We start from the raw sequence: 15,324 nt of genomic DNA, 5'->3' as shown, positions 1-15,324 counted from the left end.
TATCCAACCTTGGAACCGTCTTTCTCGGTGCTCCTGAAATGCTCCTTAAAGAAAATCCAGCTCCTGTCGTCGAAGCACAAGCTCGTGGATCGCGCGTGCTCGTCTTGGCTCACAGTTCAGAACTGATCAGCATGCAGGAATTGAAACTGCCTGAAAATCTTGAAGGGATTGCGGTTATTGAGATTACAGACCCCATTCGTGAAGGGGCTTCAGATACTCTTGAGTATTTGCGCTCACAAGGAGTGGATCTCAAAATCATCTCTGGTGACAACCCTGTGACGGTCTCTTATATCGCTCAACAAGCTGGCTTCAAAAATTATGAGAACTACATCGATTGTTCAAAAATTTCTGATGATCAATTAGTGGATCACGCAGAAGAAACAGCTATCTTTGGGCGCGTGTCCCCTCACCAGAAAAAACTGCTTATCCAAACCCTGAAAGCAGCTGGTCGGACGACTGCTATGACAGGAGATGGGGTCAATGATATCCTTGCTCTTCGCGAAGCAGACTGCTCCATCGTGATGGCTGAGGGAGATCCCGCAACCCGTCAGATTGCCAATATTGTTCTTTTGAACTCTGACTTTAATGACGTTCCAGAAATTCTTTTTGAAGGCCGTCGTGTGGTGAACAACATTGGACGAATCGCTCCAATCTTCTTTATCAAAACGATCTATTCCTTCCTCTTGGCTATCATCTGTATTGCCAGTGCTCTCTTCTTTAACGTCAACTATTTGCTGATTTTCCCTTTCATTCCTATTCAAATCACCCTGATCGACCAATTCGTCGAAGGATTCCCACCATTTGTGTTGACCTTTGAACGCAATATCAAACCGGTTGAAAAACACTTCTTGAGACGTTCCCTTCTGTTAGCCTTACCAAGCGCCTTGATGGTCATCTTTAGTGTCTTGTTTATTCGCCTTTGGGGAGCAAGCCATGGTTGGTCTGCAGCCGATATGTCTACTGTATCCTACTACTTACTTGGATCCATCGGTTTCCTATCCGTTATCCGTGCTTGCCTGCCACTAAATATCTGGCGGGCCCTCCTCATCGTCTTCTCTGTAGTAGGATTCTACGCATCTGCGGTCGTGTTAAAAAACTTGATCGAGATTTCCCTCCTTACAGCCACTACTTTCCCAGTTTATCTGGCATTGATGGCTATCTTTACAGGAGTCTTTATCCTCACTACGATTCTCCAAAAATATGAATTTGATTAAAAAAAAGTTGAGAGTAAAAACTCTCAACTTTTTATGTTTTATCGATCTTTCCCCAGGCCTCTTTTCATGCTATAATAGAGCCATGACAGATATCGAATTAAAAGACGGTGAGCGCGTCAATCAACTCTTTTCAAGTGATGTGAAAATTATACAAAATCGGGAAGTCTTTAGTTATTCCGTGGATAGCGTCCTGCTCTCGCGCTTTCCAAAATTGCCCAAGCGGGGCTTGATCGTAGATCTCTGCGCTGGAAATGGGGCCGTGGGACTTTTTGCGAGTACTCGTACAGAGGCCCAGATCATTGGTGTCGAAATACAGGAACGTCTAGCGGATATGGCAACCCGCTCCATTGCCCTCAATGACTTGAACCAGCAAATGTCCATGATCACCGATGACCTTAAGCATTTGCCTCAACATATCAAGGGCAGTAAGGTGGATATCATCCTCTGCAATCCTCCTTATTTCAAGGTGGATGAGCATTCCAATCTCAATGAGAGTGAACACTACCTCTTAGCTCGGCATGAAATTACCACCAATTTAGATGAGATTTGCCATGTGGCCCAGCGGGTTCTCAAATCAAATGGTCGACTAGCGATGGTCCACCGTCCAGATCGCTTTTTAGATATCATCGAAACCATGAAGCGTTACAATCTTGCACCTAAGCGGATCCAGTTTGTCTATCCAAAAGTGACCAAAGAGGCGAATATGTTGTTGATTGAGGCGATCAAGGATGGCTCACTGGACGGTTTAAAAATTCTGCCTCCCCTCTTTATTCACAATGAAGACGGCAGCTATACAGACGAGATTCATGAGATCTACTATGGAAACTAAGGCTTACATGTATGTTCTAGAGTGTGCGGATGGCTCCCTCTACACTGGCTACACCACGGATGTCGAAAAACGCCTAAAGACTCACAATGCTGGAAAAGGCGCCAAATACACACGGGCTCGCCTCCCCGTTAAACTTCTTTACCAAGAATCCTATCCAGATAAACCCTCTGCTATGTCTGCCGAGGCTCTCTTTAAAAAGAAATCACGCCAAGCAAAGCTAAACTATATCAATAAGAACCGTCGGACTCCATAGTCCAACGGTTTTTCATTTACAAAATGGTGATACGGTACTGGTGACTCCGTGTTTCTTGAGGAGCCAACTGGATCACACCTTTTTTATCTTCGAAGAAATCGCCCTCTTCTGCAGATGTGGAAATACCCGTCCAAGGCTCCAAGGCAATGAAAGGCCCCTTGTTATTGGTAGACCAAAGGACGAGATTCTCAAAATCTGCAAAGGCAAATTCCAAACCTTTACCGGATTTTTTCGAGAGGAGCTGCACAGATTTAGAAGCTAATTGATCTAAAATAATGGCGTCTTTTTCAAACAGTTCATGGCGCAAAGGTAGGCTACGACTATGGTCTAAAAATGGCGTCCGCTGCAGGCGATCGACCAAACCAGTTTCTGTGAATAAGAGAGGAACGCTACAGCTTTCTTCTTTTTCAAAAATCAACTCGTAGTCTTCATAGTCTTCATCTGCTAAAAGGGGACAACGAAAGGCTGGATGCCCTCCAATGAAATAAGGCATGACTTGATCTGACTCTAAATTTTGCACGCGATAGGTGATGGTGATCTCTTTCCCTTTCAATTCATAAGCGATTTCCACTCGAAAATGGTAGGGATAATTTTGTAAGCTTTCGTCGTTAGAGGTAATTTCAAAGACAAGACGATGGTCTGTCTGTTCTTTGAGTTCAAACTCTCTTTTGCGAATGAGGCCGTGTCTTGGAAGCTGGCCTGTCTTCACTCCATCTTTTAGATGATACTGCACTTGACCATTACGAACACTCCCGCAAATCGGAAACAGAACCGGCGCTTGTCCTGACCAATACTCTGGATCCCCTTGCCAAAGATATTCTATGCCTTCTTTACTTCGAATGGAGCTCAATTCCCCTCCAAATGTCTTAAATTGTAGTTCTAGATCATCATTTTTTAATGCAATCACCATGGGCGACACCTCTTTTTAATTAGTATAGTTATTATATTTATTATAACCTTTTAGAAGAGATTGTCAATTTTTATTTTTCTAGTCAAAAATTTTAAAAAAATAAGAAAAAATCCTTGACAAGGCTTGGAAATAATTGTAGACTTAATATGTTAACAGAAATATTCCATTTTAGGAATTCATTCTTTCTGTTGTCTGACTTTTTTGGATGCTCCTTATCATGATACATTTTTTCTAAAAGAGTCAGTTATCATTTAGGTCTCCTTATAAATATACAAGGGTTAACAGCTGGTTAACCCTTGTATTTTTGATTTTCATTAAAAAAACGGCCTATTGCTAGACCGTTCTTAGGACTTATTTATCCCCTTTGTTGCGGATAACAAATCCATTTTTCTTTTCATTGGAAGTACGATGAGGACGTTTGTTGCCTTTGCCTTCAAAGTCTCGGCTATTTTTATTGGACTTGCGTTTGAAATCACGGCGTCCACCTTCACGGTCATCTCTGCGATTTCGATCACGGCGTCCACCTTCACGGTCATCTCTGCGATTTCGATCACGGCGTTGATCTCCACGACGGCCATTTCCACGGCCACCTTTGCCTTTTCCACCAAAGCCACCACCGGATGGTTTAAATGGCAATGGTTTTTCACGCGCAATTTCAACTTCTGGAAGGCTGTCTGGATCTTGAACGGTCAAGCTCAAAATATACATGGCCAATTCTTCAGGAGTGAATTCTGCAGCCAATTTGCGAGCATCCTTGCCAAACTTCTCAAAGTTGGTCCGGATTTTTTCATCTTCAAAGTCTCGCTCAATTTTCTTCAGTGCTACTTGTTTTTTCGCTTGGAAGGCTTCTTCTGCTGTTGCAGGTTTCATTCCCTTCATCCGCTTTTTGGTCAAGTTCTCAATGATTTGCAAATAGCCCATTTCATTTGGCGATACAAAGGTAATGGATTGACCTGTTTTCCCAGCACGACCTGTCCGTCCGATCCGGTGAACATAGCTTTCTGGATCTTGTGGAATATCGTAGTTGTAGACATGGGTCACACCTGAAATATCCAAGCCACGTGCCGCCACGTCTGTTGCCACCAAGACGTCCAAGTTCCCATTTTTAAAGTCACGAAGGACTCGGAGACGTTTGTTTTGATCCAAATCTCCGTGAATTCCTTCTGCACGGAAGCCACGAATCTTCAAGCCACGCGTCAATTCATCGACCCGGCGTTTGGTCCGACCAAAGACGATGGCAAGTTCAGGTTGCTCGACATCCATCAATCGAGTCATGGTATCAAATTTTTCGCCTTCTTTGACACGAATATAGTATTGATCGACCAAATCGGTTGTCAATTCTTTGGCCGCAATCTTAACGTGTTCTGGCTCTTTCATAAACTGAACACCGATGCGCTTGATGGCTTCTGGCATCGTTGCTGAAAAGAGCAAGGTTTGGCGTGTTTCTGGGACACGACTAATGATAGCTTCGATATCTTCCAAGAAGCCCATGTTGAGCATTTCATCTGCTTCATCCAGGATCAAGGTTTCAATATGATCAAGTTTCAAGGCCTTGCGCTTGATCAAATCTAGCAAACGTCCAGGTGTTCCCACAACGATGTGAGCACCTGACTTCAAAGCTTTAATTTGCTTTTCAATGCTTGATCCACCATAGACAGAGCGAACCTTGACACCCTTACTGCGTCCAAAGCGGAAGAGTTCTTCCTGACTTTGAACCGCCAATTCACGCGTTGGGGCAATGACAAGTGCTTGAATCACTGTGTTATCGACATCGATCTTCTCCAACGTTGGAAGACCGAAAGCGGCTGTTTTACCAGTCCCTGTTTGCGCTTGACCGATGACATCTTTTCCTTCAAGAGCCAACGGAATGGTTTGTTCTTGGATCGGGCTTGCTTCTACAAAGCCAGCTTTTTCAATTTCTGCTAATAATTCAGCAGATAAGTTAAATTCATTGAATTTCAATTCTTTCTTCTTTCTAAAAAGTGGTGCGAAGCCACTTTATCAAACTTCTTTCAATGCGAATACGCACTGATTGCATAGGAAGTCACCTTCCCGGTCACCTGTCGCAAGACTCATCTAAAGGAAAAGCCAATCGTTTTTCAATGGAATTCCCTTTGGCGAAAAATGTTTTCGCTCTAGCGGATTTGGTTGATTAGAGTCGTTTTTCAAACGAAGAGACACCAAGATCCTTTTTGCGGGAGTCTTCTTTCGAACAGAAGCCTTCCATCTGCTCCGCCTCCCCACCATTTCTCTCATACAAGTTTGCAACTTATCTAGTATAACACAATGAAGAGGCAAATGATAGTCAAAGGAGAATTATTTTATTTTTTAGGAAAACCTCCTTGATAGCTCGAAATCTTCAAAGTGACGTAAAGCCAGGACAGGACTGCTTTTCTTCTTGCGACCATCTAATATACTTCATCATAGGAGTATAAAAATTTCGGAAAAACTTTTATTTTTTGGTAGTTCTTATCTTGCGTTTTTACAAATAAATATGTATAATACAGTTAGTATCTAAAATATTTCTGTATAAAGAAATAGGATCATTTTATCTGATTCAACGATTTATTCTACGTTCTAATTTTTTTAGAAACCACTCAGTACTATTAAATCTACTCCTACTATTTCCAAGAAGATTTTGTACAGTCAATGAACTATTCACACTGCCCCTTCTTTGGAGAGGAGGGCAGGTGTCTAGATGGTTCCTATTTCTCAGATTATTCTAGATACGAAGAGGCTCGGATTTCTCCAAGCCTCTTTTTTATCTTTGTTTCACAATCCACCGCATAACCTTTCCCAAAATGAGCCATAATATAAAGCTACATACGGATACATAAATCCAAGCATTGGGATCCTTTGTCATAGGAAGAGGGATATTCATTCCAAAGAAACCGGTGATAACGGCTAAAACCGCCAACAAGGCTTCAAAGATGGTTAGGGTTGTCAAGTTGTCATTCAAGTTGTTGTTTAGGATATTGTTGTAAGATCCTGACAACTGTTGCAAGACATTGGAAATCAACTCAGTCATCGAAGCCAACTGACGCGCTTCGATCATGGCATCATCAAACTGCTCTTTTTCAATATCATTCATCCTGCGATAAATGGCATGCGCTTTAATATGTTCTAGCAACATCCGATTTTGCTTGGCTGCTGCGACCAGATAGACCATACCGGTCTCAAGGTCAGACAGGGCATAAAGATTCTTGGTCGTCGTTGTCTTTCGAAGCAAACGATTGAGTTCATCCTTGTGCTTATCTAAGCGATCAATAATCGGATAATAAGCATTACTGATCATTTCAAGACCTGCAAAAAGCAACTTATAGATCGACAACTCCCCATGGCTTTCCAAATAGCGAACCATTTGTTCAATGATATAGGCATTGTCCTGGTTACTGATGGTCACGAGTCGCGTATCTTGAACGATAAAGGTCATAGGGATGGTTTCGTAGTATTCCTTGTCCTTTTCTAAATCCAATACATTGTAGATAAATGTGATCGTACCGTTTTCTCGATTATAATCCATATGGGCACGTTCGTTCTTATCCATCGCGTACTCAATGGTTTCTTTGTCAATCTCGTATTTTTTATAAAGATATGAGTTTTCAGCAATCATATCCGAGTCGATATTGATCCATTTCCGATCTTGACCCAATTGTTTTTCGATAAACATTCCGTCTCCTTTCTCAACTGTTCTCTATCAAAATGATTATTTTATTTAAAGACCGCACTGGCTAATGCTTGCTGAATTTCGATGACACTGTTGTCACTCTTGAATTGTAAAACTTCTGAAGGTTCCACTGCTGAAGAAACCCAGATTTTTAATTCGGCATCCAAATCAAAATGACCGGAAGTTTCTACTGAAAATCGAGAGATGGAGCGATAAGGAAGGGATTTGTAGGATGTTTTCTTCCCTGTTACTCCTTGCTTATCCACCAAGATCAAACGAAACTCTGTAAAGACGATTAAATCACGAATCAAGCTAAAAGCAAGTGTGACTTGCTCTCCCGGCACCAAGATATCTTCCAGATCTCTTTCTACTTTATCAACATTCTTTTGAGAGGCATTGCCCATCAAACCACTTAATAATCCCATTATTTCTCCTTTAAAAGCGAAAACGGATCTTATCCGTTTTCTTATTCTATTGTTATGGTTCGGTTTTGAAAACGTTCCTTATCCCATCTTTTCTTCCAACTCAACATCTGGATACTTGTCCGCAAACCAGCGGAGGGCAAAGTCATTTTCAAAGAGGAAGACTGGCTGGTCAAAGCGGTCCTTAGCCAAGATATTTCGGCTTGAAGACATGCGCTCATCTAAGTCTTCTGGTTTGATCCAGCGAACGGTCTTTTTACCCATTGGGCTCATAACCACTTCTGCATTGTATTCATTTTCCATCCGGTGCTTAAAGACTTCAAACTGAAGTTGCCCGACAGCACCCAACATGTATTCACCTGTTTGGTAGTTAGTATAGAGCTGGATAGCTCCTTCTTGCACCAATTGCTCAATCCCCTTGTGGAAGGATTTTTGCTTCATAACGTTCTTGGCAGACACCTTCATGAAGATTTCAGGGGTAAAGGTTGGCAGTGGTTCAAATTCGAACTTATTTTTACCAACTGTCAGCGTATCTCCAACCTGATAAGTACCAGTATCATAGACCCCGATGATATCTCCTGCCACGGCATTGCTGACATTCTCACGGCTTTCGGCCATAAACTGGGTGACATTTGATAGCTTAGCGCCCTTACCAGTACGAGGCAGGTTGACACTCATCCCACGCTCAAATTCACCCGATACGATCCGCACAAAGGCAATCCGGTCACGGTGACGAGGGTCCATGTTGGCTTGGATTTTAAAGACAAAGCCTGAGAAATCCTTGTCATAAGGATCGACCATTTCTCCATCGGTCTTCTTGTGGCCATGTGGTTCTGGAGCAAACTTGAGGAAAGTCTCCAAGAAAGTCTGTACTCCAAAGTTGGTCAAAGCGGATCCGAAGAAGACTGGTGTTAATTCACCCGCAAGGATGGCTTCTTCTGAGAATTCATTTCCAGCTTCTTGCAAGAGTTCGATGTCATCTTTCACCTGCTCGTAGAAAGGATTGTTGGCAAAGAGCTGGTCTCCGTCTTCTAGACTCGCAAAGCGTTCATCCCCTTTATAGAGTTCCAAGCGTTGGTTATAAAGGTCATAAAGTCCTTCAAAGGCTTTCCCCATCCCGATCGGCCAGTTCATTGGGTAACTTGCGATGCCCAAGACTTCTTCCAATTCTTGCAAGAGGTCCAATGGCTCACGTCCATCACGGTCCAGCTTGTTCATAAAGGTAAAGACTGGAATGCCACGGTGTTTCACAACCTCAAACAATTTCTTGGTTTGAGCCTCGATCCCTTTAGCAGAGTCTACGACCATAACCGCCGCATCCACCGCCATCAAGGTCCGGTAAGTATCTTCTGAGAAGTCCTCGTGCCCTGGGGTATCAAGGATATTAACGCGTTTTCCATCATAGTCAAACTGCATGACAGATGAGGTTACCGAAATCCCACGTTGTTTCTCAATGTCCATCCAGTCGGATTTAGCAAAGTTTCCTGTTTTCTTCCCTTTGACAGTACCGGCTTCCCGAATCTCTCCCCCAAAGTAGAGCAACTGCTCTGTAATCGTCGTTTTACCAGCATCCGGGTGGGAGATAATGGCAAAGGTACGGCGTTTTTTAATTTCTTCTTGTACGTTCATATTCCTAATTCTTTCTCTTTTTATTTTCTGATAAATTTACAAATCCATCTCTACATCGGATCTCTCCTCAATTTCTCTATCTGTCCTATTATAGCGAAAATAGGCACTTTTTTCAACGATGATTCTTCTTTGAGAGCAAAAAGAAAGACCAAAATCCGTAGATTCTAGTCCTCTTATCATGACTGTTAGAAGGCTCCAAATCCTCCGCCACCGCCACCATCAGAAAAGCCACCGCCGTCAAAGCCGCCACTGCCATCTGAGGAGTTAGTAGAAAAGCTTGAAACGCTATAGGAATCATCTGCATAACTCATCAAGGTAGAGCCGTCTAGGAAGGAATTTGAAGAGGTCGTTATCCAAACAACAGCATCCCAATCCTCATATGGTAAGGAAATCTGATGATTTTTGAGTACCTGACTCACTTTTTTAGCTTGACCATACATAGTTGCATAGACTAGGATACGATTCCATAGTACAACACTCTCCAGTTCCGCTTGGTTGAAATTTGGAATACTTTCGATCATATTTCGAAAGGCCATCCATTCAAATTGTGCATCCAAGTTCTCTAAGGATTGTAGATGATCTTCGCGAATTTTCACAAGAATATAAAATGGAATGAATAACAAAACCAAAAGTAAAATGATCCAAAAATAGAAGGAAGATAGGTGTGATCCAAATCCAAAAGATAAGAAACACATGCTCACAAATAAGATCAGTAAGAGCCAAAAATGTAAGGCACAGCCTGTTTTTGAAAGAGCTTCTTCTTTCTCAGATAAGTCTCTAAAATAAGAAGGCAATCCTAATTTCGCAATCTCCTTATCGACACCTTTTGACAATTGCTGGGCATCCTTTTTTAAAAGCGATTGAACCTCATTTCCGATCTTTCGAATACGGTCTCGTTGCGTGTCTGATTTAGCAGCTCGAAAGTCTTTTTTTAGGGCTACTTTATCAATTTTATACTTTGAGAATACCTCACTGATATTGATTTCAGATTCTTGATCAAAAATCATTTCAATAAACTTTAATTCAAAATCAGCTAAGCCTTCATAATGGAGACAAGTCAAAGTTTCCCCATTTTCATCCCTAGTCAACCGAATATTTCCTCGGTCAATGAGATCTAATATGGTTGCCTGGATGAGATGATTAAATTTTAGTTGCCCCTTCTCTCTAGACATCACCATCCGTTCAAAATCTAGTTGATACAGTGCCTTAGCTAGGACAAGAGGAGGTAAATTCTGTGGTGGTTCGTATAATCGTACTCCTTTTGCAATCCGACGAGTTCTGGTACTGATAAAATACCGGATCCAGGGAATGAAAGCTAAGATAAATAAAAGAATCGATACAATTGGAACAACCTTGAGTAGAAGGGTCCGATAAAAGAATGTTTTTTGTTCAATGGATTTTTCTTTTTTGAGAAATTTCTCTTTTCCATTTCCCTTGTTAATCTCATTTGCTTGGTCTCGACGCAGGGCCTCTGTCATTGGCCAATAGGCATGCAGTTCGAGCTTGCCATTTTTTGGAAAATCCTTTGTCCAAATATGATAACCAGTTGCAGTCCGTTCGACTTGGGCTGGTGGATTAAAGTAACCAGTATGGGCATACAGTTTTCCCTGCTTGGCATCCAAGCCATCCACATAAAAATCTAATTTCGCGACTTTCTCATCTCCATCTGAAATAGGAAACCAATTCAGTTCTGCAATATCCTTGTAGAAAGTCAAGAGATGATCAATCTTCCATTTTACTTTGATCTTGACCGTTCCTCCGACGATACGGGCATTGTATATTTTTAATTGCCGACCATCTTCCAGGTCTGTCTCCTCTACACGAATCTCACGTTTTTCCCCATCCACATAGGCTTCCACTTCAGGATGACGATGAATCTTAAACCCTTTTGGAAGAGGATCAGCGCTTCCTAAGGTCACATATTGACCATGATAGCCTGTCTGAAACTGATAGGTAATCTCTTGTGTAAATGTTGCTTGGCTATCTTCCTGCAATTGGAGGTGTCCTACATAGGATTCAATCGAATAGCGAACTTCATCATCTGCATGTGCGATCGTGATTGTACAAACCAAACTCCAAATGAGGGAAATCATTAGCAAGAAACGCTTCATATATTCTCCTTTAATATAAAACAGGGTTGAGACCAAGATGTCCCAACCTTCCTACTTGTTATTTTCTCACTTTCACCCGCTCACTTCTGCGACTGAAGAACTGATTAAAGAGTAATAAAGCAAGGGCTAAAATACTGGATACAACCAGATAGTTGAGCCACACCTTATCCCCTCTCATAATCGGAGGGCGGGCCATCAAGCCGTAATTTCCTCCCGTCAATTGATTGACTCCAACCAGGAATAAATCTAAGGCAAAGGTATAGAGAACAATCTGACTATTTTTTAAGAGGTTTCGATCATACCATCTCAAGAGATAAATCAAGGAATTGATGAGGAGACAGTAATGTCCGAGGAGGAAAGAAAAACTCGTAATATGAGGGAAAGTGTAGGGATCAAAGACTGGATAGCCCAAAGCAAAGATGGCTCCACTCACTCCCATCAAGGCAAAGAACTGTTTGCTTTTCCATCGGTCTGGTAAAAACAAGACCGCAAACATGGCCAAGCGGCAATGATAAAATGGTAAGCTATTGGACCAAGGAATGTGGTAGGCAAAATACCACAGATACAAGCAAATTAACTGGAAGCCTTGTAAGTATTGAAAGCATTTACGAAATTGCTCATTCTGATAATAGCGAAGTGACATCATAATCGCTGTCACAACGAACAAGACCATCACACTATACCAAAGTGCTGAGATTGCTGGTGGTGCTGTTGATTCTGTAGTGAAAAAATGATGCATAAAATCTCCTTATTTAAACAGATTCAGGTATTCTTCTTTTCTTACTGTACTGAACGATTGTATTGATGAGGATCAGTGTCCCCGTCATGAGGACTGTCACGATCAAATAGTTGAGCACAAGGCCATGGTCACCGATCACAGGAGGGCGACGCATAAAACCGTAGTTTCCACCTGTTACGAGATTCGCAAGCTGAATAATGGCATTGACCCCAAAAGTCATCTGACAGATTTTCCAAACAGCCCCTTCTTTCACCTGGTAGGATTGAACCAGATAGATCAAACAGTTGGCCAAGAGAGCCCAGTGACCAAAGACATTGTTGATCGAGGATACGTGAGGAAAAGGATAGGGATAAAAAACAGGATGAACCAAGGCCATAATGGAGCCAAAGACTCCCACGAGGGCAAAATATTGTTTGAAGCTGCTCTTAGGAGCTAAGAGAATAATCCACATGGCCATCCGACTATGATAGAAGGGAAGACTCTCTGAAAGAGGCAAGCGAGCTGCAATATACCAAGCGTTGATAATGAGCAACTGGATCAATTGCCCCCAATACCAAAAGTTTTGGTAGCCTTTAGAGTGAGCAAATCGAATGGACAAAACTCCCACTACCACCAATGAAGTCGGCAATAAGAAATACCAAGCCCCCAATTGAGGAGGAGCCGTTGGTTGACTGGTAAAAAACAAGTCCCAAAGTGTCATGATTTCTTTCCCTTATCTGCTCTTTTTATTCTGAACGCGAAACTATGCTCTCTTCGACCATCTTGTATTTGTATTTATAGCGTTGATTAACCAAGCAAATACCAGCTACCATCACGATGCTGACCAAGAGGTAGTTCAAAAGAGCACCGTGGTCTCCAATGATTGGTGGACGTCGTAAGAAGCCGTAATCTCCTTTCGTCAAAAGGTTGACCAAGAAAATCAAGGCATTCATGCCAAAAGTAATCTTGAAAATTCTCAAGCTGTCTTGTTTTGCAGATTGATAATGATCCTGTAGGTAAATCAAACTATTGGCAAGCAAGGCCCAGTGACTAAAAATCAGATTGAGCACAGTAATATGAGGGAAAGGGAAGGGGTCAAAGGCCGGGTAAACCAAGGCCGCAATCGATCCTAGAACTCCCAACAAGGCAAAATATTGCTTGATATAGGTTCCTCTCGGGGCAAAAAGGATCGCAAGCATGGCCAAGCGACAATGATAAAAAGGCAAATTATCTGTCAAAGGCATGTGGGCTAGAATATACCAAGCATTGATGGTCAAAACTTGAATCAATTGTGCCCAGTACCAAAAGCGCTGGTAGCTTTTTGACTGCGCATATTTGATAGAAAAGTAGCCAACCACCAACAAGGAAACTGGTAGGAAAAAATACCAGAGTCCAAACTCAGGCGGGGCTGATTTTTGGTTCGTAAACAATAAATCCCAAAGTGTCATTTTTATATCCCTTTAATTTATAGATCGTTTTTAATCACAATACAAATCTCGTTTCCCATCATAAACCTCCCAAAGGAAATTCAATTGTTCTTCTGTATTGCGCTTGGTAGAAAGAGCAGGCATTTTCCCTCTCTCAAAAAATGCAAGATCGGAAATTTCCTGATTCTGTTGAAAACTTCCATCCAGCAATTCACATTCAAATACCAATTTCACATATTGGCGGCTTTGCAATTGGTAGCGATTGGTGTCAAATACTGCCAACAACCGATTGACACGTGCTACATAGCCCGTTTCTTCTTGAATTTCCTTTAAAATATTTTCTTTAGGAGAATAGCCAACCTCACCAAAACCACCCGGCAAAGCCCAGGTCTCTTCTCCCTGACCTTTCACCAGACAAAGTTTTCTATCTTTGACAATCCAAGCCCTAACATCAATTAAGGGGGTGTCATAATAGTTTGTCGGTCGAAACAAATCTGATAATTCTTGTGAATTCAGATCAGTCGTTTCTCTCACAAGATCCTGTAAAATTTCACGAATATCCTGGTAGCGCTCTTGATCAAATGGATCTTTTGAGAAGGCTAAGCCTGTATTGGTGATTGAAATCAAGCGCTGAATGTCCTTCAGTATATTATTACTTACCATTCTCCAACTCCTCTACCAATTTGGCTAGATTCATGGAATTGCTTCCCTTGATGAGGAGTTGGTCTTGCTCTTTCAAACTTTCCTTGACTTGTTTGACCATGTCCTCAAACTGGTCTTCCTCAGCTGTTTTCTTGAAATAATAGACATGTCCGAGTGGGAACATCTGACTCGCTAACTGAGCCAATCCTGCAATGTCTTGGCCATAGAAAATAACCGTATCCAAGACATCTGGCGAGAGGCTGAGAATCATTTGGTTGTGCAGATCTACCGATTGCTCCCCTAGTTCTTTCATATCTGCCAGGACGGCTAATTTTCGGCCATTTGGATTAGCAGGAATAGTCGAGAAAGTTTCTAAGATTAGGCGCATAGCCGTTGGGTTAGCATTGTAGACATCGGATAGGATATCCGCCCCATTACCTGCTTTCTTCCATTCTGTCCGGTTGCGTGTTAATTGCAAGGTTTCAAAACTATCACGAATCGCAGCCTCACTCACTCCTTCTTGCAGGGCAACATAAGCTGCGATCATAGCATTGGTCGCATTGTATTTTCCTGTTACTGGAAGATCAATCGCTTCTTCTAAGAAATTCGCTCGGAAGGTTAGGCTGTCCTTTCGTTCGATTAACTCGGTAATAAAAATCTCCTCATCTGGCCCAAAGCGAACCACTTTTTGTTTTTCAGGGAGGTAGGCATTCACGATCGGATCAGCTGGAACCACCAGAAGGCCACCTTCTGGCATGCCATCCGCAATCTGGAGTTTTCCTTTTGCGATCTCACTTCGATCTTTAAAGAATTCCAAATGGGCTTCTCCAATCAAGGTGACAATAGCAGCTTTTGGATGCGCCAGTTCTGACAAGAGATGGATATCTCCTAGATGGTCTTGCCCCATTTCAAGGACGAGTTTGTCCGTCCCTTCTGGCATATGCAAAACCGTATAAGGAAGACCAATTTCGTTATTATAGTTTCCCTGTGTTTTATAGGTCAGGTAGGTGGTGGACAATAGCTGTGCCAACATATCTTTTGTGGTGGTTTTACCATTTGACCCCGTTACTGCAAAAACATCTACTTTTGTCTTTTGAAGATAGGCTGCAGCTAGTGTTTGAAAAGCGCTCAGCACATCTTCCACCAAAATATAAGGGTGGCCTTCGATCACTTTCTCTGAAAAAGTGGCTACGGCTCCATTTTCAAAAGCAGTCTCAATAAAGTCATGACCATCACGCGCTCCCTTTAAAGGAACAAACAGGTCTCCAGGCCCAATCAAACGACTGTCAAATTCCGGCTTGACGAGGGCCACATCTTCAAATTGGCTGATATCATTTTTTGCACGTACTAGATGAGCAACTTCATGTAATGTGAGATTCATATCCGACTCCTCAGTTCTCCGTAACGTCCTCAAAGATTTGGACGCTCCTATCAAATTCTTCTCATTATACCATATTCTAGACCACAAAAAAAGTGGCTGGGACAGAAGTCCTAGCCTCTTG

The 15,324-nt window shown here is 42.1% G+C and carries 14 protein-coding genes; 3 read left to right on the top strand and 11 right to left on the bottom strand.

Features of this window, described 5'->3' with window-relative positions; all coding sequences use genetic code 11:
• From SPADD19_RS12565 to SPADD19_RS04590, 3 genes are all read left to right on the top strand, one after another.
• The coding region (locus tag SPADD19_RS12565; RefSeq protein ID WP_241496469.1) for an HAD-IC family P-type ATPase at window positions 1-1,214 on the top strand (1,214 nt) is incomplete at its 5' end.
• A gap of 82 nt (window positions 1,215-1,296) precedes the next feature.
• Window positions 1,297-2,043 (top strand): tRNA1(Val) (adenine(37)-N6)-methyltransferase, encoded by a 747-nt coding sequence (locus tag SPADD19_RS04595; protein ID WP_023917633.1) that lies wholly within the window; start codon window positions 1,297-1,299, stop codon window positions 2,041-2,043.
• Window positions 2,033-2,296: a GIY-YIG nuclease family protein gene (locus SPADD19_RS04590; RefSeq protein WP_061455356.1), complete on the top strand. Its 264-nt coding sequence runs from the start codon at window positions 2,033-2,035 to the stop codon at window positions 2,294-2,296. Before SPADD19_RS04595 ends, SPADD19_RS04590 begins: the two co-directional genes overlap by 11 nt.
• A gap of 16 nt (window positions 2,297-2,312) precedes the next feature.
• Here SPADD19_RS04590 and SPADD19_RS04585 read toward each other — a convergent pair whose 3' ends face one another.
• From SPADD19_RS04585 to SPADD19_RS04535, 11 genes are all read right to left on the bottom strand, one after another.
• The gene (locus SPADD19_RS04585) at window positions 2,313-3,206 is read right to left on the bottom strand and encodes an aldose 1-epimerase family protein (RefSeq protein ID WP_061455355.1); all 894 of its coding nucleotides are present in this window, start codon (window positions 3,204-3,206) and stop codon (window positions 2,313-2,315) included.
• A 351-nt stretch (window positions 3,207-3,557) separates the two neighbouring features.
• On the bottom strand, window positions 3,558-5,168 hold the full coding sequence (gene cshA / locus SPADD19_RS04580) for a degradosome RNA helicase CshA (RefSeq protein WP_061455354.1): 1,611 nt from the start codon (window positions 5,166-5,168) through the stop codon (window positions 3,558-3,560).
• Window positions 5,169-5,967: 799 nt separating this feature from the next.
• The gene (locus SPADD19_RS04575; RefSeq protein WP_049483663.1) at window positions 5,968-6,876 is read right to left on the bottom strand and encodes a magnesium transporter CorA family protein; all 909 of its coding nucleotides are present in this window, start codon (window positions 6,874-6,876) and stop codon (window positions 5,968-5,970) included.
• 41 nt (window positions 6,877-6,917) lie between these two features.
• Window positions 6,918-7,298, bottom strand: coding sequence for a PH domain-containing protein (locus SPADD19_RS04570; RefSeq protein WP_003015210.1), 381 nt, complete (start codon window positions 7,296-7,298; stop codon window positions 6,918-6,920).
• 78 nt (window positions 7,299-7,376) lie between these two features.
• Window positions 7,377-8,924: a peptide chain release factor 3 gene (locus SPADD19_RS04565; protein ID WP_061455353.1), complete on the bottom strand. Its 1,548-nt coding sequence runs from the start codon at window positions 8,922-8,924 to the stop codon at window positions 7,377-7,379.
• A 185-nt stretch (window positions 8,925-9,109) separates the two neighbouring features.
• Window positions 9,110-11,035 carry a DUF2207 domain-containing protein gene (locus tag SPADD19_RS04560; protein ID WP_061455352.1) on the bottom strand — a complete coding sequence of 642 codons (1,926 nt, stop codon included), beginning with the start codon at window positions 11,033-11,035 and terminating at the stop codon, window positions 9,110-9,112.
• A 58-nt stretch (window positions 11,036-11,093) separates the two neighbouring features.
• Entirely contained in the window at window positions 11,094-11,774 is a 681-nt protein-coding gene (locus SPADD19_RS04555) for a YwaF family protein (protein WP_003006294.1), read from the bottom strand.
• A 13-nt stretch (window positions 11,775-11,787) separates the two neighbouring features.
• Complete coding sequence (locus tag SPADD19_RS04550) at window positions 11,788-12,474, bottom strand: YwaF family protein (RefSeq protein ID WP_061455351.1); 687 nt, start codon at window positions 12,472-12,474, stop codon at window positions 11,788-11,790.
• Window positions 12,475-12,499: 25 nt separating this feature from the next.
• Entirely contained in the window at window positions 12,500-13,201 is a 702-nt protein-coding gene (locus SPADD19_RS04545) for a YwaF family protein (protein WP_049489067.1), read from the bottom strand.
• 30 nt (window positions 13,202-13,231) lie between these two features.
• On the bottom strand, window positions 13,232-13,843 hold the full coding sequence (locus SPADD19_RS04540) for an NUDIX hydrolase (RefSeq protein ID WP_061455350.1): 612 nt from the start codon (window positions 13,841-13,843) through the stop codon (window positions 13,232-13,234).
• Window positions 13,833-15,203 carry a UDP-N-acetylmuramoyl-tripeptide--D-alanyl-D-alanine ligase gene (locus SPADD19_RS04535; RefSeq protein ID WP_061455349.1) on the bottom strand — a complete coding sequence of 457 codons (1,371 nt, stop codon included), beginning with the start codon at window positions 15,201-15,203 and terminating at the stop codon, window positions 13,833-13,835. The genes SPADD19_RS04540 and SPADD19_RS04535 overlap by 11 nt, the downstream gene beginning before the upstream one ends.
• Window positions 15,204-15,324: the final 121 nt, after the last annotated feature.

It is taken from the genome of Streptococcus parasanguinis (genome assembly GCF_001578955.1).
In the GTDB taxonomy this organism is placed as follows: Bacteria; Bacillota; Bacilli; order Lactobacillales; family Streptococcaceae; genus Streptococcus; species Streptococcus parasanguinis_U.
Note: the sequence above shows the minus strand (reverse complement) of the source record. Positions and strands in the feature narration are given on the sequence as shown.

Excerpts from the sequence above, each read along its gene's own strand:
- SPADD19_RS04595 (WP_023917633.1), top strand. The coding sequence starts at position 1,297 with ATGACAGATATCGAATTAAAAGACGGTGAGCGCGTCAATCAACTCTTT.
- SPADD19_RS04590 (WP_061455356.1), top strand. The coding sequence starts at position 2,033 with ATGGAAACTAAGGCTTACATGTATGTTCTAGAGTGTGCGGATGGCTCC.
- SPADD19_RS04585 (WP_061455355.1), bottom strand. The coding sequence starts at position 3,206 with ATGGTGATTGCATTAAAAAATGATGATCTAGAACTACAATTTAAGACA.
- SPADD19_RS04575 (WP_049483663.1), bottom strand. The coding sequence starts at position 6,876 with ATGTTTATCGAAAAACAATTGGGTCAAGATCGGAAATGGATCAATATC.
- SPADD19_RS04570 (WP_003015210.1), bottom strand. The coding sequence starts at position 7,298 with ATGGGATTATTAAGTGGTTTGATGGGCAATGCCTCTCAAAAGAATGTT.
- SPADD19_RS04565 (WP_061455353.1), bottom strand. The coding sequence starts at position 8,924 with ATGAACGTACAAGAAGAAATTAAAAAACGCCGTACCTTTGCCATTATC.
- SPADD19_RS04560 (WP_061455352.1), bottom strand. The coding sequence starts at position 11,035 with ATGAAGCGTTTCTTGCTAATGATTTCCCTCATTTGGAGTTTGGTTTGT.
- SPADD19_RS04555 (WP_003006294.1), bottom strand. The coding sequence starts at position 11,774 with ATGCATCATTTTTTCACTACAGAATCAACAGCACCACCAGCAATCTCA.
- SPADD19_RS04550 (WP_061455351.1), bottom strand. The coding sequence starts at position 12,474 with ATGACACTTTGGGACTTGTTTTTTACCAGTCAACCAACGGCTCCTCCT.
- SPADD19_RS04545 (WP_049489067.1), bottom strand. The coding sequence starts at position 13,201 with ATGACACTTTGGGATTTATTGTTTACGAACCAAAAATCAGCCCCGCCT.
- SPADD19_RS04540 (WP_061455350.1), bottom strand. The coding sequence starts at position 13,843 with ATGGTAAGTAATAATATACTGAAGGACATTCAGCGCTTGATTTCAATC.
- SPADD19_RS04535 (WP_061455349.1), bottom strand. The coding sequence starts at position 15,203 with ATGAATCTCACATTACATGAAGTTGCTCATCTAGTACGTGCAAAAAAT.